The organism is Bacillus sp. ILBB4, assembly GCF_035064545.1.
Classification (GTDB): Bacteria; Bacillota; Bacilli; order Bacillales; family Bacillaceae_H; genus Priestia.
This window is the reverse complement of record NZ_JAIQVD010000004.1, coordinates 234,673-261,274: the sequence shown is the minus strand read 5'-3', so window position 1 is coordinate 261,274 and position 26,602 is coordinate 234,673. Positions and strand designations below refer to the sequence as shown.

26 protein-coding genes are annotated in these 26,602 nt (G+C 39.9%); all 26 read left to right on the top strand.

The features are described 5' to 3' along the window. Positions 1–18: 18 nt before the first annotated feature. The 26 genes from LAV82_RS18415 to LAV82_RS18290 all read left to right on the top strand — a co-directional run bounded on the left by LAV82_RS18415 (position 19) and on the right by LAV82_RS18290 (position 26,602). A complete protein-coding gene (locus tag LAV82_RS18415; RefSeq protein WP_499716677.1) occupies positions 19–1,077 on the top strand; it encodes a phosphotransferase family protein in 1,059 nt (352 codons plus the stop codon). Further along, the gene (locus LAV82_RS18410; protein ID WP_013057059.1) at positions 1,074–1,817 is read left to right on the top strand and encodes a 2-phosphosulfolactate phosphatase; all 744 of its coding nucleotides are present in this window, start codon (positions 1,074–1,076) and stop codon (positions 1,815–1,817) included. The genes LAV82_RS18415 and LAV82_RS18410 overlap by 4 nt, the downstream gene beginning before the upstream one ends. Then, entirely contained in the window at positions 1,805–3,583 is a 1,779-nt protein-coding gene (locus LAV82_RS18405) for an acyl-CoA dehydrogenase FadE (RefSeq protein ID WP_211079323.1), read from the top strand. Before LAV82_RS18410 ends, LAV82_RS18405 begins: the two co-directional genes overlap by 13 nt. An 11-nt stretch (positions 3,584–3,594) precedes the next feature. Next, positions 3,595–4,356, top strand: coding sequence for an SDR family NAD(P)-dependent oxidoreductase (locus tag LAV82_RS18400; protein ID WP_211079324.1), 762 nt, complete (start codon positions 3,595–3,597; stop codon positions 4,354–4,356). A 29-nt stretch (positions 4,357–4,385) separates the two neighbouring features. Beyond that, on the top strand, positions 4,386–5,159 hold the full coding sequence (locus tag LAV82_RS18395; RefSeq protein ID WP_029321785.1) for an enoyl-CoA hydratase/isomerase family protein: 774 nt from the start codon (positions 4,386–4,388) through the stop codon (positions 5,157–5,159). Between the two features lie 14 nt (positions 5,160–5,173). Continuing rightward, on the top strand, positions 5,174–6,157 hold the full coding sequence (locus tag LAV82_RS18390; protein ID WP_499716676.1) for a quinone oxidoreductase family protein: 984 nt from the start codon (positions 5,174–5,176) through the stop codon (positions 6,155–6,157). A 193-nt stretch (positions 6,158–6,350) separates the two neighbouring features. Further along, a complete protein-coding gene (gene pdxS, locus LAV82_RS18385; protein ID WP_029321789.1) occupies positions 6,351–7,235 on the top strand; it encodes a pyridoxal 5'-phosphate synthase lyase subunit PdxS in 885 nt (294 codons plus the stop codon). 37 nt (positions 7,236–7,272) lie between these two features. Further along, entirely contained in the window at positions 7,273–7,521 is a 249-nt protein-coding gene (locus LAV82_RS18380) for a ferredoxin (RefSeq protein ID WP_499716675.1), read from the top strand. A 214-nt stretch (positions 7,522–7,735) separates the two neighbouring features. Next, entirely contained in the window at positions 7,736–8,065 is a 330-nt protein-coding gene (locus LAV82_RS18375; protein WP_013057066.1) for a DUF3870 domain-containing protein, read from the top strand. Between the two features lie 181 nt (positions 8,066–8,246). Next, positions 8,247–8,903, top strand: coding sequence for a CoA transferase subunit A (locus LAV82_RS18370; protein ID WP_013057067.1), 657 nt, complete (start codon positions 8,247–8,249; stop codon positions 8,901–8,903). 1 nt (position 8,904) lies between these two features. Next, positions 8,905–9,567 (top strand): 3-oxoacid CoA-transferase subunit B, encoded by a 663-nt coding sequence (locus LAV82_RS18365; protein ID WP_013057068.1) that lies wholly within the window; start codon positions 8,905–8,907, stop codon positions 9,565–9,567. Continuing rightward, positions 9,567–10,757 (top strand): thiolase family protein, encoded by a 1,191-nt coding sequence (locus LAV82_RS18360; protein ID WP_057273186.1) that lies wholly within the window; start codon positions 9,567–9,569, stop codon positions 10,755–10,757. Before LAV82_RS18365 ends, LAV82_RS18360 begins: the two co-directional genes overlap by 1 nt. Beyond that, positions 10,745–12,130 carry an aminotransferase family protein gene (locus LAV82_RS18355; RefSeq protein WP_499716674.1) on the top strand — a complete coding sequence of 462 codons (1,386 nt, stop codon included), beginning with the start codon at positions 10,745–10,747 and terminating at the stop codon, positions 12,128–12,130. The genes LAV82_RS18360 and LAV82_RS18355 overlap by 13 nt, the downstream gene beginning before the upstream one ends. After that, positions 12,114–13,409 (top strand): aminotransferase class III-fold pyridoxal phosphate-dependent enzyme, encoded by a 1,296-nt coding sequence (locus LAV82_RS18350; RefSeq protein WP_013057071.1) that lies wholly within the window; start codon positions 12,114–12,116, stop codon positions 13,407–13,409. The genes LAV82_RS18355 and LAV82_RS18350 overlap by 17 nt, the downstream gene beginning before the upstream one ends. 28 nt (positions 13,410–13,437) lie before the next feature. Further along, positions 13,438–14,895, top strand: a complete 1,458-nt coding sequence (locus LAV82_RS18345) for an aldehyde dehydrogenase family protein (protein ID WP_499716673.1) — start codon at positions 13,438–13,440, stop codon at positions 14,893–14,895. 29 nt (positions 14,896–14,924) lie between these two features. Beyond that, on the top strand, positions 14,925–16,445 hold the full coding sequence (locus tag LAV82_RS18340; RefSeq protein WP_499716672.1) for a M81 family metallopeptidase: 1,521 nt from the start codon (positions 14,925–14,927) through the stop codon (positions 16,443–16,445). Next, entirely contained in the window at positions 16,433–16,912 is a 480-nt protein-coding gene (locus tag LAV82_RS18335; RefSeq protein WP_013057074.1) for a GNAT family N-acetyltransferase, read from the top strand. Before LAV82_RS18340 ends, LAV82_RS18335 begins: the two co-directional genes overlap by 13 nt. A gap of 42 nt (positions 16,913–16,954) precedes the next feature. After that, positions 16,955–18,364, top strand: a complete 1,410-nt coding sequence (kamA, locus tag LAV82_RS18330) for a lysine 2,3-aminomutase (RefSeq protein WP_013057075.1) — start codon at positions 16,955–16,957, stop codon at positions 18,362–18,364. Positions 18,365–18,366: 2 nt separating this feature from the next. Then, on the top strand, positions 18,367–18,645 hold the full coding sequence (locus LAV82_RS18325) for a YokU family protein (protein WP_013057076.1): 279 nt from the start codon (positions 18,367–18,369) through the stop codon (positions 18,643–18,645). Between the two features lie 101 nt (positions 18,646–18,746). Continuing rightward, the gene (locus LAV82_RS18320; protein ID WP_029321808.1) at positions 18,747–20,228 is read left to right on the top strand and encodes an amino acid permease; all 1,482 of its coding nucleotides are present in this window, start codon (positions 18,747–18,749) and stop codon (positions 20,226–20,228) included. Positions 20,229–20,466: 238 nt separating this feature from the next. Continuing rightward, entirely contained in the window at positions 20,467–21,213 is a 747-nt protein-coding gene (locus LAV82_RS18315) for an MBL fold metallo-hydrolase (RefSeq protein WP_098598646.1), read from the top strand. Positions 21,214–21,281: 68 nt separating this feature from the next. After that, the gene (locus tag LAV82_RS18310; protein ID WP_034652033.1) at positions 21,282–21,539 is read left to right on the top strand and encodes a SunI/YnzG family protein; all 258 of its coding nucleotides are present in this window, start codon (positions 21,282–21,284) and stop codon (positions 21,537–21,539) included. A gap of 39 nt (positions 21,540–21,578) precedes the next feature. Continuing rightward, positions 21,579–22,040, top strand: coding sequence for a GNAT family N-acetyltransferase (locus LAV82_RS18305; protein ID WP_499716671.1), 462 nt, complete (start codon positions 21,579–21,581; stop codon positions 22,038–22,040). A 190-nt stretch (positions 22,041–22,230) separates the two neighbouring features. Next, positions 22,231–23,403, top strand: a complete 1,173-nt coding sequence (locus tag LAV82_RS18300) for an iron-containing alcohol dehydrogenase (RefSeq protein ID WP_057273191.1) — start codon at positions 22,231–22,233, stop codon at positions 23,401–23,403. A gap of 180 nt (positions 23,404–23,583) precedes the next feature. Beyond that, positions 23,584–24,789 (top strand): MFS transporter, encoded by a 1,206-nt coding sequence (locus LAV82_RS18295; protein ID WP_499716670.1) that lies wholly within the window; start codon positions 23,584–23,586, stop codon positions 24,787–24,789. A 550-nt stretch (positions 24,790–25,339) separates the two neighbouring features. Then, positions 25,340–26,602, top strand: coding sequence for an ATP-grasp domain-containing protein (locus LAV82_RS18290; protein ID WP_499716669.1), 1,263 nt, complete (start codon positions 25,340–25,342; stop codon positions 26,600–26,602).

The window sequence follows — 26,602 nt, the reverse complement described above, 5'->3', positions numbered from 1 at the left end:
AAAGCAGGTGGTAAAAGAATGTCACAAATCATTCCTGTACGAAAAGGAGAGGAATTAAACACGGAAAAACTGCATCAGTTTCTCCGTGTTTCGGTTCCTGATTTACCTACAGAGCCTCTTTTAATCAAGCAATTTGGATCAGGTGCGTCCAATTTAACCTACGCTCTTTCAGTCGGAGAGTGGGAGGCGGTGTTGAGACGCCCTCCCTTTGGGCCAGTTGCGCCAAAAGCGCATGACATGCAAAGAGAATACAAGATTTTATCTGTTTTATCGAAGTCTTTCCCTCTCGCTCCTAGGCCGTATGTGTTTTGTGAAGATGAGACGGTGGTTGGGAAATCCTTTTTTTTAATGGAGAGAAAGCACGGTATTCTCATCGACACAGCGTTTCCAGAAGACGTGAAAGGAACTAACGAACTTTGCCGTTGTATCTCAGAACAAATGGTGGATGTCCTTGTTCAACTTCATGATGTTCCTTACAAAGGCACGCTTCTTGAAAAAATCAGCAAGCCCGAAGGATTTTTAGAACGTCAGGTACACGGCTGGATTCATCGTTATGAAAAATCAAAAACAAGTGACATACCGGAAGTAGAAGCCCTAAAAAAATGGTTGACCACACACATCCCCACTACACAGCATTCGACCATTATTCACTATGATTATAAGCTTAACAATACGTTATTTTCACCGGATGGAAATAAAATTGTAGGATTATTTGACTGGGAAATGACAACCGTTGGAGACCCGCTTGCTGATTTGGGAGTGGCGCTGAGCTACTGGATGGAAGACAGCGATCCTGAACTTTTGAAAAGAGGACTTGGAAATCCACCTGTTACTGTGCAAAAAAGCTTTTATTCCCGTCGAGATTTTGTAGAAGCATACGCTAAAAAAAGCGGACGGGATGTTTCACATATTGACTTTTACCTAAAATTTGCGTACTTCAAACTTGCTGTCATTTGTCAGCAAATTTATTACCGTTATAAAAAAGGCCAAACAAATGATAAACGGTTTTCACAATTTGGAGATTATGTAAAAACACTAATTATTCATGCTCTGCACACAGAACGAGGACATATATGAAAGGAAAAGTTCACGTAATACTCAAAAAAGAAGAGCTTCTTGCCAAAAAGCTAGAAGGAAAAACGGTTGTTATATTTGATGTCTTATTAGCTACATCAACAATTGCGGCTGCTTTACAGCAAGGAGCAATAGAAGTTATTCCAGTAAAAAATGAAGAAGAAGCGCGTAAAAAAGCAGAAACGTATAAGCCTGATGAAATTGCGCTTGTAGGCGAATATAGAGGGAAAACGATCGAAGGCTTTTTTGATCCAAACCCCAGCACGTTAAAGGAGCATGTTCAAAATAAAGCAGTTATTTTGTCTACCACTAATGGAACGGTAGCCATCCATAACGCCGAGAAAGCGAAACATGTATATGCAGCTTCACTGTTAAACGGAGAAGCGGTTGCGAATGCTGTTTGTCAACCAAGTCAAGATGAAACTGTTTTATTGGTTTGTTCAGGTTCATCCGATCGCTTCTGTCTAGAAGATTTATATGGAGCGGGGTACTTCATAAGCTGTTTGCTGCAACTAAAAACATTTCATTTAACGGATGCTGCAAAAGCCGCACTGCTTTTATATGAGGCTTATGAGCATTCACCTGTTGAAATATTAAAGCGCTCAGCCGTAGGGGAAATGCTCACTCAGTATGGCTTTCTAGACGAAATTGGCTTTGTAAGCCGGAAAAACGTCTATTCCGTAGTTCCTAAGGTAGTGAAAAAAAAGCTAGTAAACGGGGAGGAAACGATATGTCTGAAATGAAAACCGAAGCAAAAGGCGGATCATTTTTACTGAAAAAAACATCTACGCATCACGTTTATACACCCGAAGACTTAACGGATGAGCACCGTATGATTGCTCAGACAGCAAAGCAGTTTATTGAAAAAGAAGTAGACCCTTACCATAATGACATTGAGCAGCAGGATTTTAATAAAGTAGTAGAATTGATGCATAAAGCAGGCGAGCTTGGACTTCTTGCTCACAGTATTCCAGAAACATATGGAGGACTAGGTCTTGATAAAGTAAGCAAAGGACTCGTCGGTGAAATCATTGGCCGGACAAGCGGATATGGAGTCGCTCATTCTAATCATACATGCATTGCGACACTTCCTATTACGTATTTTGGCACCAAGGAGCAAAAAGAAAAATACTTGCCTAAATTGGCAAGCGGGGAATATATTGGCGCCTACTGTTTGACAGAGCCAGAAGCAGGTTCTGATGCTCTTGCAGCCCAAACAAAAGCCATATTAAATCCTGAAAAAACACATTATGTATTAAATGGAACGAAGCAGTACATTACCAATGCTGCCTTTTCAGATACGTTCATCACGTATGCAAAAGTAGACGGTGAACATTTTACCGCTTTTATTGTAGAAAAAGGTTTTGAAGGACTCTCTCTCGGGCCAGAAGAAAAGAAAATGGGAATTAAAGGGTCGTCTACTCGTCCAGTTATTTATGAAGATTGCTTAGTACCCGTAGAGAACGTACTTGGACAAGTAGGAAAAGGTCACTTGATTGCGTTGAACGTCTTAAACCTCGGACGTTTTAACTTAGGTTCTGCATGTATGGGTGCAGCGAAATATGCGTTTGAACTTGCTTTAGCTTATACAAAAGAACGCAAGCAGTTTAAAACAGCTATTGCGGAATTTAATGCTTCAAAAGAAAAAATAGCAAAAATGGCGGCTCGTATTTTTGCATCTGAATCTATTCAGTACCGTACAGCTGGTTTACTAGAAGAGGCACTTGGTGGCTTATATGAAAGTGAAAATCATAAGTTAGTAGCTAAACAGCTGGCTGAATTTGCAATGGAATGTTCAGTTTGTAAAGTGTACGGATCGGAAACGCTTGATTTAATTGCCGATGAAGCGCTGCAGCTTCATGGCGGCGCAGGGTTTATTCAAGAATATAAAATAGAACAAGTATATCGTGACTCACGCATCAATCGTATTTTTGAAGGTACAAATGAAATCAATCGCCTTTTGCTTCCAACTCAGCTTCTAAAAAAAGCAGACAAAGGAGAAATAGAGCTGAGCAAACAAGTAGAACATGCTGTTAGTGAATTGATGAGCGGTCAGTGGGAAATATCTTCAAATGAACTTCTAGCAAGAGAAAAGCAGGCGGTTATTACCACAAGACATTTATTTCTTGCATTGTTAGGAACAGCATTCCAAACGTTTAACGCCAATCTAGCACAAGAACAAGAAACGCTGATGAAGCTCGCAGAAATTGCTGTTGGACTATTTGCCATAGAGTCATCTGTGCTGCGCGCGGAAAAAGCCGTGAACAAAAATGGAGAAGAAAAAGAAAAGTTGAAAAGCAAGCTGACAGCAACGGTTGTTAGTGAAACACTCTTTGAAATTGAAAAGCAGGCTCGACAATTAATAAACGGAATGTTAACGGGTGAAAAACACCGACAGTACCGCACAATTATTGGAAAATGGATGAATGATTTGCAAAGTGAAGGAGAGTTCACGCGCAATCGAGACATCGCCCGTGAATTTATCGAAAGCGGGCGATATGTTGTATAAGGAGGGATATTATGCGTTTTGAAGGGCAAATAGCTGTTATTACAGGAGCTGGAAGCGGCATTGGAGAAGCGACCGCTCAGAGAATGGCGAAAGAAGGAGCTCGCCTCATTCTTGTCGGGCGAACTAAAGAAAAACTAGTACAGGCTGCATCGGCTATTGACACACGGTGTGAACGAAAATGCACGGATATTTTCTCAGCTGATGTAACGAAAGAAGAAGACGTCAAAGAGCTGGCTGAGTTTATAAAAGAAAAGTACGGACAAATTCATTTATTAATTAATAACGCAGGCGGATCAGTTAATTCAACAATCAAAGAAACAACGCTTGAACAGTGGAAACACGTGCAGGACGTCAATTTAACAAGCGTATTTCTTGTCACAAAACATTTGATTCCTTTTTTAACTGAAGAAATAGGAGGAAATCGATCTATTGTTAACATCGCTTCTCTTTCAGGACATAAAGCTGGGGCACAAATTCCTCACTACAGCGCTGCTAAAGCTGGTCTAATTAACTTTACAAAAGCAATGGCGTTTGAGTTAGCACCCCACGGAGTCAGAGTAAACTCTGTGTCTCCTGGATTCGTAGAAACACCTTTAACGCAGCCTGGACTTGAAAATGAGCGCTTCACTAAGGCAATCGAAAAAAATACGGCTTTAAAACGTGTAGGTAAACCAGATGAAATTGCAAATGTTATTGCTTTTGCAGCGTCTGAAGAGGCATCTTATATGACGGGAAGCGATTTATTAGTAGATGGCGGGTGGCTTATCGTTTAATGCAAATTAAAGAGGAGGGAATTGAAATTATGAGTGATTTAGTAGTAGAAAAGCAGGGGACTATTTTATCTTTAACGTTAAATCGGCCGGAGCGTTTAAATGCATTCAGTGAAGAAATGATTGAAAAGTTAACAGCAGAAATAAAACAGGCACAAAGCGATGAGTCTATTAAAGTAGTTATATTAAATGGAGCAGGACGCTCGTTTTCTGCCGGAGGCGATGTAAAAACGATGGGTCAAGCATCCGGATCTGATGTTTATGAACATATCGGCCGTTTAAATGAATGTATTTTAGCGATGCAAAATCTAGAGAAGCCAATTATTTCAGCAGTTCATGGATTTGCAGCAGGAGCGGCTTTTAATTTAGCTCTTGCCTCTGACTTTATCATTGCGTCAGAAGAAAGTCGGTTCGTATTAAGCTTTTCTCAAGTTGGATTGATTTCAGACGGAGGAGGCCTTTACTTTCTTACAAAGGTCGTTGGTCCCCATAGAGCGAAGGAACTATTATTTTTAGGAGAGCCTATGGATGCCGATACGGCTTACAAAGCTGGTTTTTTAAACCGTGTAGTATCGTTAAATCAGCTGAAAGATGAGGTCACATCCTTTGCAAGTCGCTTATCACAAGGACCAACGAAAGCGTATGGGAAAATGAAAAAAATTGTCAACGATTCCTTTCATTTAACGTTAGAACAAGTCCTTGAACAAGAAAGACTAACGCAAGTTCTTATGGTAGAAACAAGAGATCATCAAGAAGGAATATCTGCGTTTAAAGAAAAAAGAAAGCCACTATTTCAAGGGAAATAAGAGGGGGATATAAGATGAAAGCCATTCAATTTACGCAGTACGGGGGACCTGATGTTCTTCAAGTTATCGATATTGCACGCCCTGTACCAAAAAAGAAAGATGTGCTCATTAAAGTTGCGGCAATCGGCGTTAATTACGCCGACGCTGCGCGGCGTGAAGGAGCATACGTAGTCGAAACACCGCTGCCTTTTATCCCAGGTTCTGAAGTAGCGGGCGAAGTGATTGAAGTAGGCGAGGATGTAAAAGGGATACGAGTAGGTACAAAAGTCGTGACGCTGCTAGGATCTAATCGAGCAACAGGATACGCTGAGTACACGCTGGCAGATTCAAGAGGCCTTATTCCGTTGCCGGAGAATGTGGATTTAACACAAGCGGTTGCTTTGCCTCTTCAAGGACTCACGGCTTATCATATTTTAAAAACAATGGGTCGCCTTGAAAAAGGAGAAACCGTCATTGTTCATGCGGCAGCAGGCGGTGTTGGAACCTTAGCTGTTCAGCTTGCCAAAATGTTTGGAGCTGGAAAAGTTATTGCTACAGCGAGCTCCAAAGAAAAGCTTGAGCTTGCAAAAAATCTCGGAGCTGACGAAACGATTAACTATACAGAAACAGGCTGGGAAAAACAAATTTTAGAAGTAACGGAAGGAAAAGGAGCCGATATTATTTTAGAAATGGTAGGAGGGCATATATTCTATGAATCTCTTCAATGTCTTGCACCATTTGGGCGCCTCGTTTTTTACGGAATGGCTAGCGGAAAACCTGTAAAATTTAACCCTGCCCGCCTGATGGAAAAAAATCAATCGGTTCTAGGCTTTTTCTTACCTCAAATGATGGCAAAACCAGCGCTTTATCAGCAAAGCCTGCATGAGCTATTAAACTACGCAAATTCCGGTCAGCTAAAATTAATGCTGGGCGGCACATTTTCACTTGATGAAGCGGCAGATGTACATCGTCTGCTTCAAGGAAGAAAAACGACCGGAAAATTAGTGTTAGTTCCTTAACAAAACAGCTTCCGTCTCTAATAGGGATGGGAGCTGTTTTGGTTTAAAAAATTGGCTTTCACCTGCCAATTTTTTAAAAACCGCTTAATAATTTGGCATAAAAACCAATGTTTTTTACTAATTTCTTCTATATTTTAACACTGGCATGGAAGTTGCATAATAAGTGTTTGAACATATAAAGGAGGAATTGAATATGGTGAGAAATGGAACGGACCGCGTGAAGCGGGGAATGGCAGAAATGCAAAAAGGCGGCGTTATCATGGACGTCATTAATGCAGAACAGGCAAAAATTGCAGAGGCAGCAGGCGCTGTTGCCGTTATGGCGTTAGAGCGCGTTCCGGCCGATATTCGTGCAGCAGGCGGCGTATCTCGTATGGCAGATCCAACAATTGTGGAAGAAGTGATGAACGCTGTATCCATTCCAGTTATGGCGAAAGCTCGTATTGGCCATATTGTTGAAGCACGCGTGCTAGAAGCAATGGGTGTAGACTACATTGACGAAAGTGAAGTACTCACTCCAGCTGATGAGGAATATCACCTTAACAAAAGTACATTTACGGTTCCATTTGTATGCGGATGCCGTGATTTAGGGGAAGCAGCAAGACGAATTGGTGAAGGTGCTTCGATGCTGCGTACAAAAGGCGAACCAGGAACAGGAAACATCGTCGAAGCAGTGCGTCATATGCGCCAAGTAAACGCTCAAGTACGTAAAGTTGTAGGCATGGATGAAGACGAGTTAATGACAGAAGCTAAACTATTAGGTGCACCTTATGAGTTATTACTGCAAATTAAACGTGAAGGTCGTTTACCAGTTGTAAACTTTGCAGCAGGCGGTGTAGCAACACCAGCAGATGCAGCGTTAATGATGCAGCTTGGAGCAGACGGTGTGTTCGTTGGATCAGGAATCTTCAAATCAGACAACCCTGAAAAATTTGCGCGAGCAATCGTGGAAGCAACAACGCATTATCAAGACTATGAACTTATTGCAAACTTGTCAAAAGGATTAGGAAGTGCAATGAAAGGAATTGAAATTTCATCATTATTACCAGAAAATCGTATGCAAGAACGCGGCTGGTAATGAGTAATAACTTTTAAACTTAGTTAGGAGAATGACCATGGGGAAATATACGATAGTCGATAAAGAAACGTGTATTGCGTGCGGTGCATGCGGAGCTGCGGCACCTGATATTTATGATTATAATGATGAAGGAATTGCGTTCGTTATACTTGATGATAATCAAGGCACGGTTGAAGTGCCCCAAGAGCTGGAAGACGATTTAATAGATGCGTTTGAAGGCTGTCCAACAGAGTCCATCCGTATAGCGGATGAAAAGTTTGATGGAGACTCGAATAAATTTCAATAAACCGGAATAAATAAAAAAATAGAAAGTTTTTTTAAAAGAAAAGAAGGATTTTGTCTAGAAAAGGCGAAATGTTAGTTGTGTAAGAACATATCTTTTTAAAAATGAAAGCACTTACATAACTAAAAGCATATGAGTTAGTCTCATTTGACCTTTCAGAATTATTATTGTAAAAGTGCAGAGTAATCAAATAGTTTTTAAAAGGAGATTAAGGGGCATGCAAATACTGAATACAGTCATTGTGACAGGATATGCAAAAGCTCCACAGGGAACTTCCATGTATGAAATGTATAAGCATGCGGGAATTGTACTAGAAGTGGATCTGACAGAGCATAAAATTGTAAATGCTGAGTTTACGTTTATTACGGAGCTGACGCAAAATTTTTTCCGGAAGCTGCTTATTGGTTACTGCCTTGCAGATGGAATTGAACCTCTTATTGAACGTATTCAAAATTATTATTTTGCTCCATCTCAACAGGCGATTATCGTAGCGCTTCAGGCTGCAATCCAACGTTACTGGGATAATGTGAATCAAAAAATTACATAGCGTTTGGTTAGAATAAAGTGAGAAGACAACCTCTTTTCATGGTCTTATTAAAACCAAGCAGACACACACACACTTTACAAAGAGTGGGGGACATCCCTTTTTCTTTGGGGAGTCATTGTGTCCTGCTTGGTTTTTTTCGTGTAAAGCGCTGTGAAATATAAAAAGAAAAGGAGGAAACAAAATGAACAAAATCATCACGCGCGAAGAAGCAATAGAAAAAATAACAGATGGCGCACGCATTATGGTAGGTGGATTTGGTCTTGTTGGAAGCCCGCTTAGTCTGATTGAAGCGATTGCCAAATCAAACCTTAAAGATTTAGAGATTATTAGTAATAACCTCGGTGAACCTGGAAAAGGATTAGGTGTATTGGTTCAAAAAAAACAAGTAAAAAAAGCCATAGGGTCTTATTTTACTTCCAACCCTGAAGTTGTACACGCTTATCAACAACAAGAACTTCAAGTGGAGCTCATCCCGCAAGGAACAATGTCCGAGGCAATTAGAGCAGGAGGAGCAGGCATCGGAGGATTTTATACGCCTGTGAGCGTAGGGACCCAGCTGGCGGAAGGAAAAGAAGAACGAGTATTAAAAGGAAAGAAATATGTTTTGCAAGAATCGCTGCACGCAGATGTAGCTCTTATAAAAGCTAAAAAAGCAGATCGACTGGGAAATCTTATTTACAGCAAATCAGCAAGAAACTTTAATCCAATGATGGCAACAGCCGCTGATATCGTGATTGCAGAAGTAGAAGAAGTTGTTGAAGTTGGACAGATTTCTCCTGAAGAAATTGTAACTCCTCATTTATACGTTACTTATATCGTAGTGAAAGGAGAAAATTAAGATGAACGTCAAACAATATATTGCTGCGCGTGCTGCAAAAGAGCTTTGTCACGGAGATGTAGTAAACTTAGGAATCGGCATTCCTACTTTAGTTGCTAATTATATCTCACCCGATGTTCACGTGTTTTTACATTCAGAAAACGGGATTCTCGGCGTTGGACCTACTCCTGAAGAAGCCTATGTAGATCCAGAACTTGTGAATGCTGGAAAGCTGCCCGTCACAGTTTTGGGAGGTGCCTCATTTTTTAACAGCGCTGATTCTTTTGCTATGATACGCGGAGGCCATGTGAATGTATCCATTCTTGGAGTGCTTCAAGTAGATGAAGCAGGCCGAATTGCGAACTGGGCTGTTCCTGGGAAAAGTGTTCTTGGCGTAGGAGGAGCAATGGATTTATTAGAAGGCTCAAAAAAAGTGATCGTGACGACTCTTCATACGAATAGCCAAGGAGAGTCAAAGCTAGTTGAGGAGTTAACTTATCCACTTACTTCAGAGCGACGAGTCGATATGATTATTACGGAATTAGCTGTCTTTTCCGTAACGGACCTTGGTCTTGAACTTCTTGAAACAGCTCCCGGTGTTTCTTTAGAGACAGTACAACAAAAAACACAGGCTTCTTTTCGCGTTTCTAAATTATTTAATAAAAACAATGAGGTGACGGCATAATGGCAGTGATTGTAAATGCATTTCGAACGCCTATTGGAAAGTTTGGCGGTTCGCTTGCAGATACGCTTCCGGAAGAACTAGTCTCTCTCGTGATGAAAAACAATTTGTCTTCAGCCGGATATACGTCAGAGATTGTTGATGAAATTATTGTCGGACAAACGAAACAAAGCGCTCATGCTCCTAATATAGCAAGAGTAGCCGGGCTGAAAGCTCAATTCTCTGAACGTATTCCAGCTTATACGGTGCACCGCCAGTGCGGCTCAGGCATGCAGGCTGTGATGAATGGAGCTATGTCCATTTTATCAGGTCAAGCCGAAGTGGTATTAGCCGGAGGAGTGGAAAGCATGTCTCAAGCACCGCACTATACGGTAGGCACTCGTTTCGGTTTTCACGTTGGTGATTTAACACTCTATGACTCTAATACAGAAAGTCAGCCAAAATCACAGCCTGAAACGTTATACGGAACTTTTACGATGGGACAGACGGCCGAGTGGCTCGCTGAAAAGTATAGTATTAGCCGCGCGGAACAAGATGAGTTTGCTCTTTATAGTCAGGAAAAAGCTAGGCGGGCTATAGAACTTGATTTGTTCGAAGAAGAAATTATCCCCGTGCCTGTAAAAGAAGGAAAAAAAGGAATGGGGCATTTTGCAACAGATGAATTTCCTCGTCTTACTAGCAAAGAAAAGCTTGGTACGCTTAAGCCCGTTTTTCAAAGGAATGGAACGGTGACAGCTGGCAATTCATCTGGTAGAAACGATGGCGCTTCGATGCTGTTGATGATGTCGGAAGAAAAAGCTGAGCACCTCGGATTAACACCTATGGCTAAGATTGTGTCTTTTGCCGCAGCGGGCGTTTCTCCAAAGGAAATGGGAATTGGCCCCGTTTCTGCTTCGCAAATTGCTTTAAATAAAGTCGGTTTACGCTTAGGTGATATGGACTTGATTGAATTAAACGAAGCATTTGCTGCCCAAAGTATTGCTTGCTTAAGAGAATGGAATATCACATCAGAACAAGTGAATGTAAACGGAGGAGCAATTGCGCTTGGCCATCCTTTAGGCTGCTCCGGGGCAAGAATCATAACAACTCTGTGCCATGAACTCCAAAAGCAAAAAAGACGATACGGTCTCGCAACTATTTGCGTTGCAGGAGGATTAGGAATGGCGATGGTGGTGGAAAGATGGACGAAATAAAAAGAGACTATGTGTTTCATAGAGATTTAACAAAAAAGTATCCAATGATTACACACGGTGAAGGAAGCTACTTAATAGATGAACAAGGAAAAAAGTATTTAGACGGATGCTCTGGGGCCGTGGCGGCAAATTTAGGGCACGGCATTGCACAAATAGCCGAGGCGATGGCTGAGCAGGCAAAAAAAGCGGCTTTTGTTCATACATTACGTTTTGAAACGAATGTTTTGCATAAACTTGCAAAAAAAATTGGTAACATGGCGCCACTTCATTTAAACAAAGTCTATTTTACATCAGGAGGATCAGAAGCAAATGAAAGTGCATTAAAATTAGCAAGGCAATATCACAGAGATGCCGGAAAGATGCAAAAACACATCGTAATCGGAAGGTGGCAGTCCTATCACGGAAATACGATAGGTGCACTATCAGCTGGAGGAGATGTAAAAAGACGATATCCTTATACACCTAACCTTTTACATTTTGCGCACGTCTATTCTCCGTATTGTCATCGCTGTCCGTATAATCGAAATCAAGAAGACTGCGTGGCAAATCAAAACTGGAGCTGCATCACCGATATTGAACGCACTATTTTAGAGCTTGGTCCAGAAAATATTTCAGCTTTAATCGCAGAGCCCATCGTAGGAAGTCAGCAAGGAGCTGTTGTACCTCCGCTTGACTATTTTAAAAAAGTGCGTGAACTCTGCAGCCGCTATGACATTCTTTTGATTGTTGATGAAGTGATGACAGGCTTTGGGAGAACCGGAACTAATTTTGCAGTGGAACAATTCGGAATCGAACCGGATATCTTAACATTTGGTAAAGGAGTTTCAGCTGGGTACGCTCCTTTAGGAGGAATGATTGTCCATGACCGTCTGATTCAAGGCCTGTTAGAAAATAGCAGCGGGAAATTTCTTCATGGCTATACGTACAGTGGACATCCTGTTTCAATAGCGGCAGGTCTTGCTGCTTTGGATATGTATGAAGAAATGAATATCCTTCAAAACGTTGAAACTCAAGGCGCGTATTTAATGGAATGTTTAGTAGCGCTGCAGCGCAAGCATCCTTATATTTCAGATATTCGCGGCCGCGGACTTTTAATTGGATTAGAACTAATGAAAGACGCCAATCAACAGATATTTTTCGAGCCACGTGAAGCAGCCAGCGAAAAGCTCAATGAAATTTGTATGGAGCTTGGAGGCGTCTTTTATCCAGGATCCGGATCTATAGATGGACATAAAGGAGAGCATATCATTATCAGTCCTCCTTTAAATATAGCGAAATCAGAAGTTGATGAAATAGTGAGATTGCTAGATCATGCGTTTTCTATTTTTCATCAGCACATAAGAAAGGATGAGCCATATGAAAGTGCAAAATAAAACAGAAGAGCTTCAAATCAAAGGAAAAAAACATTTATCACCGGTGATGACAAGAGTAACAGAGCTTGTTATTGAAAAAGCGCACGGTGCGAAATTTTGGACAGCTGATGGCAAGGAATATATTGATTTTGTATCAGGAGTAGCTGTCAATGCAGTGGGTCATACGCATGAAAAGATGGTAGAAGCGATTAAAAAACAAGCAGATCAGCTGCTTCACCTAGGCTTAAACTACGGCTATTACGAAACAGCAGTGAATTTGGCAGAAAAACTTGCGCAAATTACGCCTGGAAACTTAGACACGGTGTTTTTTTCAAACTCAGGCGCAGAAGCCATTGATGGTGCGCTCAAATTAGCAAAAGCGGCCACTGGCAGACCAGCGATCATTGCTTTTGAAGGTTCTTTTCACGGCCGTACACTAGGAGCTACAGCTATTACGGCTTCAAGCTCAAAATACCGCAGCTACTATGAACCGATTTTAGGAGAAGTGTATCATGCTCCTTATCCCTATCCAAGTCAGCTTCCTAATATTGACGAGGAAGATGCGGAAGCATATTGCTTAAATCAACTGCAAAAGCTGTTTGAACTGCGAGTGGATCCTTCACGCGTAGCAGCGATTGTGATTGAGCCAGTCATGGGCGAAGGAGGCTATTACCCTGCTCCTTCTAGCTTTTTACGCGCACTGAGAGACATAGCCAATGATTATGGCATTCTGCTTGTTTTTGATGAAGTGCAAACGGGATTTGGGCGCACTGGGAAAATGTTTGCGGCAGAACATGCTGGAGTTACACCAGATATTTTAGTTTTAGCAAAAGCTCTTTCGGGTGGCATGCCACTAGGAGCCATTGTAGCAAGCCGAGAACTGCATGAGAAATGGCCAACAGCTGGACATGGTTCTACTTTTGGAGGAAATCCAGTATCGTGTGCAGCTGCTTTAGCAAATATTTCAATCATTGAAGAAGAAAAGCTTGTAGAACGCAGTGAAAAAGTAGGCGCTGATATTGTTAAACGCCTTCAGCATTCTATCGGACATTTACCGGCTATTAAAGAGGTTAGAGGAATTGGTATGATGATTGGTATTGAATTTCATGTTGAAACAGCAGCTGCTTATGTCCCTGTTATTAAATCAAAAGCGCTGGAAAAAAGACTGCTTATTATGAACTGCGGAGTTAAAGGGCAAACCATTCGTTTAATGCTGCCGCTAAATATTGATAAAGACGTGCTGGATCAAGGGCTGTCTTTACTAGAAGAAGTCATCACAGAAGCAGTTTCAATTAACTAGCTTTTTAAATGAAAAGGAGGGTAACAATATGAGTCAGACTAAAACCGAACTGTTACAAGGAAATTTATATATTAACGGCGAGTGGATAAGTGAAGAGGAGCAAACCTATTTTGAAAGTATAAACCCTGCAACACAAGAGCTCGTCGGAACGTGCGCAGCCGCTACGGCTAGTCAAGTCGATGATGCGGTAAAAGCGGCTAGTACAGCCTACAGCCACTGGAAAAATACATCTATTCCTGAACGTGCAGCATTTTTAACAAAAGCAGCTGAGCTTTTTGAAGACAGAAAAGAAGAGCTAGCTCAAGTGATGACAAAAGAGATGGGAAAACCGCTGACAGAATCCATAGGCGAAGTTGGTGTCGTCATTGCAACAGCTCAATATATGGCGGGAGAAGGAAGACGTTTGTTTGGCGAAATAGTGCCCGCTGGCTTTCCTGACCGAGATATAAAAATGGTTCGCGAACCGCTTGGAGTTGTGGCATGTATTACACCGTGGAACTTTCCTGTTTCTCTCGCTTCTTATAAAATGTTTGCCGCTTTAATCGCTGGCAATACCGTTGTCTGGAAGCCGGCTTCAGAAGTGGCGCTCTCAGCGAAGATTTTTATGGGAGTATTGCACGCTGCGGGGCTTCCAAAGGGAACAATTAACTTGCTTACAGGATCGGGCAGAATCGTTGGACAAAAGCTTGCTACGCACTCTGAAGTGAAAATTATCTCATTTACAGGTTCTACGGAAGTTGGTCAGCAGTTAGCAGAAATGAGCAGCAAAACCTTAAAACGAATTTCTTTAGAGCTAGGAGGAAAAAACGCTGTTATTGTATTAAAGGATGCCGATTTGGATAAAGCAGCAGAAGGAATTATTAAATCAGCGTTTACGACAACGGGGCAGCGCTGTACAGCAGCTAGCAGAGTCATCGTGGAGCGTTCAGTAAAAGAAGAGCTTTTGAAAAAAGTAATAGCTCTTACAAAAGAAATGAAGGTTGGAAATGGCCTTGAACAAGGAGTTGTGATAGGACCGCTTGTTAATGAACAGCAATGCCGTTTAGTAGAAGATTACGTACAAAAAGCGGTAGAAGAAGGCGGGAATATTGCGTTTGGAGGTCGTGCTTTATCAGAGTTAGGAACTTGTTATTATATGCCTACTATCATTGATAACGTTCATTCTAACCACACAATTGCTCAAGAAGAGATTTTTGGCCCCGTGCTTGCTTTTATTGAAGTAAATGGCTATGAAGAAGCAATGAGCGTCAATAATGGAACGATGTATGGACTCTCCACTTCTATTTATACAAGCAGCTTGCACTATGCCAGCCGAGCGGCAAAAGACGCTGTTAGCGGATTAGTCTATATCAATAACGGAACATCTAATGCTGAAATGGGGGTAGCATTCGGAGGAATGAAAATGTCTGGCAACGGCCACAGAGAAGTTTCTCATCATGCGTTTGATGTGATGACAGAATGGAAGTCTGTCTACACCAACTATTAATCTCGCACCTTAGCGAAAAGGAGGAGCACATGTCTTCACATCGCATTGGAATTGCCTTTTTTTATCATGAATCTCACAGCTTTAGTCCATTAAAAACAGAAATAGAACAGTTTGTACAAGAAGGCTATTTTGTTGGAACGGAAATATATAAAGCATACTCAGGAACCAAAACAGAAGTAGGGGGATTTTTAGATGTATTAAAGCAAGAGAAGCAGGTAGAAATCGTTCCCCTTGTTTGTGCAGCTGCAGTTCCGTCTGGGATCGTATCTTCTGAAGCTTATCACATAATTGAAAAGCAAATGTTGCACTCACTTACTCATGCGGGGCCGCTAGAGGGTTTGTTAATCGCTTTGCACGGCGCAATGGTAGTAGAGCATCTTTTCGATCCTGAAGCTCATTTGTTAAGTCAGATAAGAAGCTGTATAGGAAGCAACGTTCCCATTGCTACTACGCTCGATATGCACGCAAATATCAGTGAAGATATGCTTACGTACACGCCGCTTCATTTTGGTTTTAAAACATATCCTCATGTTGATATGTACGAACAAGGAGTGAACGCTGCGCGAGCGCTTTTAACACAAGTAAAAGAAAGCGCTATCTATTATGCATCTTTAAAAAAATTGCCTATGCTTTTGCCGTCGATTAATATGCGAACCGCAGAAGGGCCGATGAAAAAAATGATTGATCTTGCTAAGCAAGCCGAGCAAGAAGCAGACGTATACAATGTTTCCATTTTTGGGGGCTTTCCGTATTCTGATATTCCAATTGCCGGAGCAAGCGTGCTCGTAACAGCTTTGAATCCTGAAACAGCAGAAAAAGTAGCAAAGAAACTAGCTTCTCAGTTTTGGAGTATAAAAGAAGAGTTTATCGTGGATTTGCCTACCGTTGAAGAAGGTCTGCAAACAGCGTTAAAACTATCAAGCGAACAGCCAATTGTGCTCGCTGATATAGCGGACAATCCTTTAAGCTGCGGAAGCGGCGATACAACAGAACTTTTGGAATACATGCTGAAGCTAAATATGCCGGGGACACTGTTTGGAGGTCTTTATGACCCTGAATCTATTGAACAATGCGTGCAAGCAGGAGTTGGGAATTACGTCTCTCTTTCCTTAGGAGGAAAAGTTTCTCCTGAGTTTGGAAAGCCCGTTGAAGTTGAAGCAAAGGTCATTGGTTTATCAGAAGGTGAGTTTTACAATTCGGGACCGTTTAATCAGCATTTGAAAGTAAATGTAAAAGGTGCAGCTCATATTCGAGTAGGAGAATTGGATATTTTGCTGATTGGAAGGCCGGTATCAGCAAACGATCCTGAACTTTTTCGCCATATCGGCATTGAGCCAGCGACGAAAAAAATCATCGGTTTAAAAGCTAAAAATCATTTCAGAGCCGCTTTTGAGCCGCTTGTAGGAGCTATCATCTATGTGGATGCACCAGGCGTAGCATCAAATCGCTTAACGACCTTTAATTATCAGCACATTCCAAATCCAATCTGGCCGCTGCAAGATGTCAAATATGAAAGTGAAAAAAGGAGGAAAGAAAAATGGATGCATTAAAAGAGCAGTACTATATCGAAGTGCCGGAATCGTTAAATCCGGAGCAGCAAAAGATGATGATTGAACTTGAAAAAGATGCGTTTCCGGGCATGGGAGCCGTTGATGAACAGACGCTTGTACCTTTAGCCCGCTACGGCAAGCTTATTCAATATTTCCAGGAAAATGACGCAAGGCCGATTGCCATTTGTGAGCTGCTTCGAGATTACAAAGATATTACAAAAGCTTATATCTTTGGTTTCTACGTCCGATCTGATAAACAAGGAAGCGGAATTGGACAGCTGTTTTTAGAAGAAATATTTTCGATTCTAAAAAAAGATAATTTCGAAAGCGTTTGTTTGACTGTGAATGTAAAAAATGAAGGGGCTGTGAAGCTGTATAAAAAAATGGACTTTACCATTAAAGAAACGCGAGCAGGAGAGTTTGGCGAAGGAGAAGATCGCTATTATATGGTGCGGTCAATTTCTTAGTAGAACATCTATTCAAAAAATAAACTTTGGAGGGAATATAAAATGAACAATACGTTATATAAAGCAAGCAGACACTGGAAAGAAATCGAGCTTTGGAAAGATGTAACGGACGAGCAGTGGAACGACTGGGTATGGCAGCTGACAAACACGATTAAAACATTGGAAGATTTAAAGAAAGTGATAAATTTAACACCTCAAGAAGAAGAAGGTGTTAAAATTGCAACCAAAACGATTCCGTTAAATATCACTCCTTACTACGCATGGTTAATGGATGAGAACGATCCGAAATGTCCAATCAGAATGCAGTCCGTTCCTATTTCAGAAGAACTGCATAAAACAAGGTATGATTTAGAAGATCCGCTTCATGAAGATGAAGATTCACCGGTTCCTGGGTTAACACACCGTTATCCCGACCGCGTGCTGTTTTTAGTTACAAATCAATGCTCTATGTACTGCCGCTACTGTACAAGAAGACGTTTTTCAGGGCAAATTGGCATGGGGGTTCCAAAAAAACAGCTGGATACAGCTATTAATTACATTGCAGCCAACCCTCAAATCCGTGATGTGTTAATTTCCGGAGGAGACGGCCTATTAATCAATGACAATATTTTAGAATATATTTTGAAAAATTTGCGCGATATTCCGCACGTAGAAATTATTCGTATCGGTACAAGAGCACCGGTGGTGTTCCCGCAGCGCATTACAGAAAACCTGTGCAATATCTTAAAAAAATATCATCCGGTTTGGCTAAATACGCACTTTAACACATCAATTGAAATTACAGAAGAATCAAAGCGTGCTTGTGAAATGCTTGCGAACGCAGGGGTTCCAGTTGGAAACCAAGCGGTTATTTTAGCCGGAATTAACGACAGCGTGCCAATCATGAAGCAGCTTATGCATGATTTAGTAAAAATTCGCGTGCGTCCTTATTACATTTATCAATGTGATTTATCAGAAGGAATCGGCCATTTCCGTGCGCCGATCAGTAAAGGGCTAGAAATTATGGAAGGACTTCGCGGCCATACGTCCGGCTATGCAGTTCCTACGTTTATCGTGGATGCTCCTGGAGGAGGCGGTAAAATTCCGCTGCAGCCAAACTACATTATTTCTCAAAGCTCCAATAAAGTAGTGCTTCGAAACTTTGAAGGTGTTATTACATCTTATCCGGAGCCGCAAAATTACCAAAGTGGTAGCGCAGAAGAATTTTATAAAAAAGTATATCCTGAAGTGTTTGAAAAATTTGAAAGCAACGGTGTTCTTTCGATTATTGATGATACAAAGTTCAACTTAACGCCGGAAGGTCTAAACCGTCTTGACCGCCGGAAAACGTATGACCAAAATCCAGAGCATAGCTCTTTGAAAGACAAGCGTGAAAAGCGCGATCAATTAAAAGAGAAAAAATTTGAAACGCAAATGAAAAAATACGAAACGGCGGGAGCGAAGGAGGAATAATATTGAAATGTCAATGGTGCGAATCCTATGAAGCGAAAGAGACAGATGCAACGGTTTATTGGGAGCTTCCTGACGGCACAAAAGCCATAGAAATTAAAGAGACGCCTTCCATTACATGTTCAGAATGCGGAATTACGTATCAAACAGATGAAACGGTAGGACACATTGAAGATCAACTGTTTTTAATCAACACCTCTGCCTTAGAAAAAAGTGTAACGTACGAACAGCTTATGAGCCTGCCTCGTCTATTAAAACGAAACTACTTTGATTTTTCAAAGTAAGCAATGAAGAGTCCATCTCCTACTTTTTATAGGAGATGGATATTCTTATACGCTTTACGTTAAACATGTGCGCATAGTTCATTTATAAAGGTGGGATAAGTATGGAAGCGGTCGATATAAATCGTAATGAAGAAGAAAAAAAGCAGGACGATAAGCATATAAAACGCCATTTAAAAGCACGCCATATGACCATGATTGCCATTGGAGGGTCAATAGGAACTGGCTTATTTCTAGCTACCGGATCATCCATCCAAACTGCTGGACCTGGAGGAGCACTGATTGCTTACGGGGCCATTGGAATTATGGTTTACTTTCTCATGACTAGTCTTGGAGAAATGGCCACGTTTATGCCGGTCTCAGGTTCTTTTTCAACGTACGCCAGTCATTATGTAGACCCAGCTCTCGGCTTTGCGCTCGGCTGGAACTACTGGTTTAACTGGGCTGTTACGCTCGCTGTAGAAATAGCTGCTTCTGCTATTATCATGAAGTTTTGGTTCCCTGATGTGCCAAGTATTATCTGGAGCGCTTTGTTTTTAGGCTTAATTTTTTTACTTAATTTCCTATCTGTAAAAAGCTATGGAGAATCTGAATATTGGTTTGCTCTCGTAAAAGTAGTAACCATCATTGTGTTTATCGGAGTGGGACTTCTGACGATCTTTGGCATTTTCGGCGGTGAATATATTGGCTTTAAAAATTTTACATTAGAAGAAGCGCCGGTCAACGGCGGATTTCTGTCCGTACTAAGCATTTTCTTTATCGCGGGATTTTCTTTTCAAGGTACAGAGCTAGTCGGCATTGCGGCGGGGGAAAGTGAAAACCCTCAAAAAAATATACCAAAAGCCATTCGCCAAGTCTTTTGGCGCATTCTTCTATTTTATATTGCAGCCATTGCTGTAATCGGGCTCATCATTCCTTACACAAGTCCATCTCTTCTAGGAGGAGATGTGGATAACATTGCTGTTAGTCCATTTACGCTTGTTTTTGAAAAGGCAGGAATTGCTGCAGCTGCTTCAGTGATGAATGCTGTTATTCTTACCTCGGTTTTATCAGCCGGAACTTCTGGCTTATATGCTTCTACGCGAATGTTGTGGTCAATGGCAAATGAAGGGCAAGCGCCTAAAGCGCTTCGAAAAATTAATCGCCGAGGAATTCCAGTAAACGCGCTTGTTTTAACCACTATCATTGGCGGTCTTGCCTTTTTAACATCAATTTTTGGCGATCAAATGTATATGTGGCTTTTAAACGCTTCAGGCATGAGCGGATTTATTGCGTGGATCGGTATTGCCATCAGCCACTATCGTTTCCGAAAAGCATATGTTGCTTCAGGACAGGATATAAATGAACTGGCGTATAAAGCAAAATGGTTTCCTCTAGGTCCTGTTCTTGCATTTGGAATGTGCCTCATCGTTATTCTAGGTCAGAATTATCAAGCGGTACTTTCTGACAAAATTGATTGGTACGGCTTGACTGTCTCATACATCGGTCTGCCTCTCTTTTTAGCGACGTGGTGGGGATATAAAATAGCAAAGAAAACCAAGGTTGTACCTTTGCATGAGTGTATCCAAAGAGACGATAAGAAATAAAAAAGCTATACGGCTAACGATAAGTAAAAAAGGTGAACCTTGGACAAAAAGGTTCACCTTTTCATTTATAAAAATCTATCATAGCAAGCTTTATTTTATAGATATCATAGCATAAAAAGTGATTTTTTTCCAGTCTGGTTTTTATTTTGTTTATTGATAAAATTCAAGAATACCACTGCATGCTAAGCGATTATGGAGGCTGAAAATCTTTGTACTTTAATAAGAAAAGGGGTTTGCAATGAGAATTTCTGCAGGTGTTGAAATGCTACAGTTGACTGCCAGAGCTTTTGACCAAGATATAATATTAAATCCTACATTAGTTTGGAATAACGATGAAGCTATTCTAATTGATACAGGAATGCCTGGGCAAACCGATCAACTGAAAGAGGCCTTGGGTGAATTGAATATATCTATTGAACAGCTAAAAGTAATTCTTTTAACACATCAAGATCTAGATCATATAGGATGTGCGACTGATATACGAAAAAAATCAAATGAAAATATCATCGTATATGCTCATGAATTTGATAAGCCGTATATTGAAGGGAAACTTCCGCTTATTAAAACGAATGCGAGTCGAATGAGTAACGAAGAGCTAGCAGCTATACCTGATGAAATAAAATATTTGTATAAAAATCCTCCAAAAGTTGACGTAGATATAGTATTAAAAGGGAGTCAAATGCTCCCATACTGTGAAGGCATTGAACCGATTTTTACCCCTGGACACACACCTGGGCATGTAAGTTTTTATTTAAGAAAATCAAAAACACTGGTTGCTGGAGATGCTTTAGTATTTGCAAATGGACGACTAATGGGACCTGTTAAACAAACGACCTTAAATATGGACCAAGCAGTTCAATCACTCGGAAAATTCTTACACTACGATATTGAGCATGTTATTTGTTATCATGGAGGGTATTTTCAAGGCTGTCCGAAAGAAGCGATTTTAAGGATAAAAGAACACATTGCACAGGGAGAAAGTTAAGGGGAAATGAACTTGTTTTTTTTGCTAGAACAAGTAAGGGAAAATAAAAAACAAAGGGGATGTATAAAATGTTTACACCAACTATCAGTGTCCGAAAAATAAATGATAATCTCATTATAAAATGGCAGCTTTCACACTTTACGATTCCATTAGAAGACATTCTTGAAGTAACGGAAGATGACACGTACGGAGGTAAAGAAGCAAACGCCATTCGAATTGGCCCTCCGTACGGAACGACTGACCGCATCTTTATAAAAACGACCAATAAAAACTATCTGTTATTTACCTCAAACGCACCGGCTATATTAAACGAAATAAATTCATAACGACCATTACTAAATACGAGATATATAGGAGAGAAAAAATTGAAGATTAGCCGTACTTTGGATGCTGGTAAAATTGCCAAGCTTAATCAGTCTGTTCATCAACTGCATGTAGAATTATACCCGCAGCATTTTCAAACATATGATTTTCATCAGGTACATGAATTTTTTAAGAAAGTGATGAAAGACGATAGATTTATCTTTCTTTTAGGAGAAGACGAAGGTCAGCATGTAGGGTTCGCTTGGCTGGAAATAAAGCAGTATTCAGAAACAGTGTTTAAAAAAGCTTACGAGTCAATTTACGTGCATCAAATAAACATCGCAGAATCCTATAAAAACAAAGGATTTGGTTCAAGTTTGATGAAAGAAATTTATAGCATTGCTCGTACAAACGACATAAATACAATTGAGTTAGATTATTGGAATGATAATACGATTGCCGAAAGCTTTTACGAAAAAGAAGGATTTGTTACGTATAGAAAAATGGCTTATAAAGAACTTTAAAAAGAGCATTTACTTGCTCTCTTTTTTATATCTAAGAAGCCATTTTCTTCATTTTAATTACTCAATAAAATAAAGTACGCGATTTGAGAACTTAACTCTTGAAAAATTTTTGTTTTACATTTATACTTACATTCTTGTTCGCGTAATGCGACAACTTACTTTATATTCAACTAGGAGGTATACAGATAGTATGGAAAATTTCATTTATCATAATCCCACAAAATTAATCTTCGGAAAAGATCAGCTTCAAGTATTATCAGAAGAACTCCCGAAATACGGAAAAAATATTTTGCTTGTATACGGCGGAGGAAGCATTAAGAAAAACGGTTTATACGATCAAGTTCTTACGCTGTTAAAAGAGTTAAACGTAAATATACATGAGTTAGCGGGCGTAGAGCCAAATCCTAGACTATCTACGGTACGAAAAGGAATTGAGATTTGCCGAAATGAAAACATTGACTTCATGTTAGCAGTCGGCGGAGGAAGCGTTATTGACTGCACAAAAGCAATCGCTGCCGGAGCTGAGTATGAAGGAGACGTCTGGGATATTATTAACAAAAAAGTAACGGCTACAAAAGCACTGCCGTTTGGAACGGTATTAACATTGGCAGCAACAGGTTCTGAAATGAATCCTGATTCTGTTATTACGAATTGGGAAACAAATGAAAAATACGTTTGGGGCAGCTCTGTTACGCATCCTGTATTTTCTATATTAGATCCTGTGAACACGATGTCTGTTCCTAGAGATCAAACTATCTACGGCATGGTAGACATGATGAGCCATGTATTTGAACAATATTTCCATAACGTGAAAAACACGCCTTTACAAGATCGTATGTGCTATTCCGTATTACAAACAGTAATTGAAACAGCACCGAAATTACTAGAAGATCTGCAAAGCTACGAGCACCGCGAAACGATTTTATATTCCGGAACAATCGCGCTAAACGGAACACTTCAAATGGGCTACTTTGGAGATTGGGCTTCACATACTATTGAACACGCAGTGTCAGCTGTATATGACATTCCTCACGCAGGCGGTTTAGCAATCCTATTCCCAAATTGGATGCGACACGTTGTAGATCAAGATGTAACTCGTATGAAGCGTGTAATGACAAGTATGTTCGATATTGAAACTGCAGGTAAAAGCGACAAAGAAATTGCGTTAGAAGGAATCGATAAGTTAAGCGCTTTTTGGTCCAGTCTTGGTGCACCTTCTCGCTTAGCAGATTACGATATCGGCGAAGAGCGACTAGACGAAATTGCTGGAATTGCTGCTCGTGAAATGGAGTACGGAGGTTTCGGTAACTTTAAAAAACTAAATAAAGATGATATTTTAGCTATTTTAAAAGCGTCACTGTAAAGTGAAAACCAAAAAGAAGGAGACATCTGTCTTCTTCTTTTTGGTTTATCTTATAAATGACTGGAAATTAAGTAGAGCAGGAAGAATGGTTTTTTTCTCAAATTTCAGTTAACAACTAAAGGAAAAGCTTTATAATTAAGTACAGAAAGAAAGTTTTAGAGAATTTAAGGGAGTGGGGAGATGAAAAAGTTTGCGCTAGCTTCATATGCGCTTTATTTGCTGGGCGGATTAGTCATTACAGCCGTAGGGTCCGTCTTACCGCAATTGTTAACACATTATCATGTGTCCTATACAGTTGGCGGACAGCTTGTATTATTAGGTTCTTTAGGATTTTTGATAGGAGTTCCGCTATCTTCTTTTCTATTAGGACGCTTCAGAGAAATGAATTTACTTACAATTGCTGCACTAATGATAGCGCTATCACAAATGGGTATGCTTTTATTGCCTCCATTTGAGTGGATTATTGCATTCAATTTTTTAAACGGTATTGGTGTAGCCGCATTGGAAGTAGTTGTAGCTACTTTAATGATGGAAGTATTTATCGGTAGAAGAGCTATTGTTATGAGTTATTTAGAAGTATCATTTGGTCTAGGTGCGCTGTTGATGCCGTTAGTAGCTAGCTTATTGATTTCACAGAACAGCTGGAGGTTTTCATTTTTTATAACGAGTGTACTAGCTTTACTAATGGTTGTGGTCTGCAAAATGATTCCTTTTAAAAAAGAGACTGTTTTAACTTCAGAAAGCGATTCTTCAGACGCCAACTCAGAACCTGCGCCTGTGCTTGCTAAAAATCAAAGATGGAAAATACTTGCTCTTTTTAGTGTGATGATTTTTATGTACGCCGGAGTAGAAAGCAGTATGAATAATTTTCTTTCGTCTATTTTTATCACGTATCTAGATGTAATTCCGTCACAGGCTACTTTAAGCATAAGCGTTTTTTGGGTGGCTATGCTAATAGGACGAGTGGCTACTGGATGGATTATTCGAATCGTTACATACGAACGCTATCTTTTTGGCAGCATTGGAGGAACAATTGTGAGTTTAGTGCTGTTTATCGTATTAAAAGAAGCTGTCGCAGGCTATATTTTATTAGGGTTTTTAGGGCTTGCAATGTCAGGTATCTATTCGATTACGATGGTATATGCTAATCATTCATTTACCGGATCTGCTCGTATTGTAACAAGTTTAATTACTGGTTTTTCAGGGCTTGGAGGAGCTATTTTTCCTGCGCTTATTGGCTTTACTATGGACGCAAGCGGAATTACCTCAGCACTTTGGTACATAACAGCTTTTGCATGTTTATATCTTCTGGCGCTTTGCATCATTTTTTTCGTTCAGCGTGATGCAAAACAAAAAGCTAATAATCATTTGCGGCCTATGAAATAAATGTTACGTCAAAAAAAGAAGTGAATTATAAGTTCACTTCTTTTTCTTTTTATTTTCTCTTTCGTTATAGTAAACAAAAAGGGTTCACATAAATTCAAACAAGAAAGTGAAAAATGAATATATCTATGAAAAAGGAGCGCAATATGAAAGAAGTGAATATAAAGGATCCCGCATTAAACCCCGACATTGCATTAAAAAGAATACTAAATGAGATGGCTGAAAAAGATGTAACTTTATAAATGGTTAATATCTATTTTAATAAAAAATATAAAAAAGAAAGGTTGAATCTATGGCGACCTTTCTTTTTTTATAAAAATTCTCATTAAATTTTTTCTAACAATATCTTTATAATCAAATAGCAAAATTCCTGCTTTTAATTTCGCTTTAGTATTAACCCTATAACCCATTCTTTTCTTAACTTTTTACTAATATATCAAATATTCTATATATTCCTAATGTTATATAAAATTAAATTGACAAATATATGAAGCGGTCATTAGAATTTAGTCATCGAACAGTGAAGAGCTGTTTAAAAGTAGGGGGGAAGTAAATGCCGTTACAAAATAAGCATCTAGCAGTTGTGTTACAAAATACATATTTACCGTTTATTTTTGAAGAAGCAGAAGCTCTCGGAATTAAAGTGACGTTTTTTTATAACCAGGAAGAAGTAGAACCTAAGCATCTTAAAAACGTACAAAATTTCATACCCATCGATTTATTTCACACCCCAGACAAAGCTCTTGATATTATTAAAGCAGAGCATCACAAAAATCCTTTTGACGGCATTATGACATTATATGAGCCTGCATTAGAGTTTGTATCTCAGCTGACAGAAGAATTAAACTTACCTGGTTTATCACCGTTTGTGATTAGTAACTGTCGCAACAAACAGAAGATGAGAGAGGTTTTGAAAGATAATGATCTTAACACTCCGTATTTTAAAGAGGTTGAAAATACGGAGGAATTAAAGAATCTTTCACTGCCTTATCCTGTCGTAGTAAAACCTTCTAACGGATTTTCCAGTCAAGGTGTATCACGAGCGAATAATAAAAAAGAACTGATTGACAGCATAGAAAAAGTGAGACGCGTAAATGAAGAAGACCTAAGTAAATTCACAAAAAATAAAACGAGCATGGTAATTGAACAATTTATAGACGGGCCAGAGTTTGCTATTGAAACGTTCTCTGTAGAAGGGGAAGTTTATGTACTTTCTATAGGTTATAAAGGAAATTCCAAAGGACCTTTCTTTGAAGAAGGTGTTTATATAGCTCCAGCTCAGCTAGAAGAAAACGTTTGGCAATCTATTGCACGAGAAGCAGCTAGAGCAGCAAATGCTTTAGGGATTGAGGATGGCCCGGCTCATATTGAATTACGCCTGGATCCAGCGGGAAAACCTTATGTAATTGAAATAGGAGCACGCATTGGAGGATCTGGGATTTCTCATTATATCGTAAAGGAAAGTACAGGTATTAACTATATGGAGCTAGTTTTTTACTATGTATTAGGATTAAAACCTCCTGTATTAAAAAATGAAAGAAAACGAAAGAAAGTGGTGGGCAACTACATTATCCCTGTGCAAGGCTATGGGATTTTTAAAGAAATTCGAGGCTTAGAAGACGTGCGTAGAGATACTGAAGTAAAAAGGGTTATTCAATTTATAACTAAAGGGACAGACATTTTACCATATCCGCACTTTTCAGGTTACCCTGGATTTATTTTAACCACTCATGACTCTTATTCCGACTGTGAGCAGTATTACAGCTATTTAGATAACAAAGTAAAAATCGTTTATAAAAATAAAGTAAACGCATAG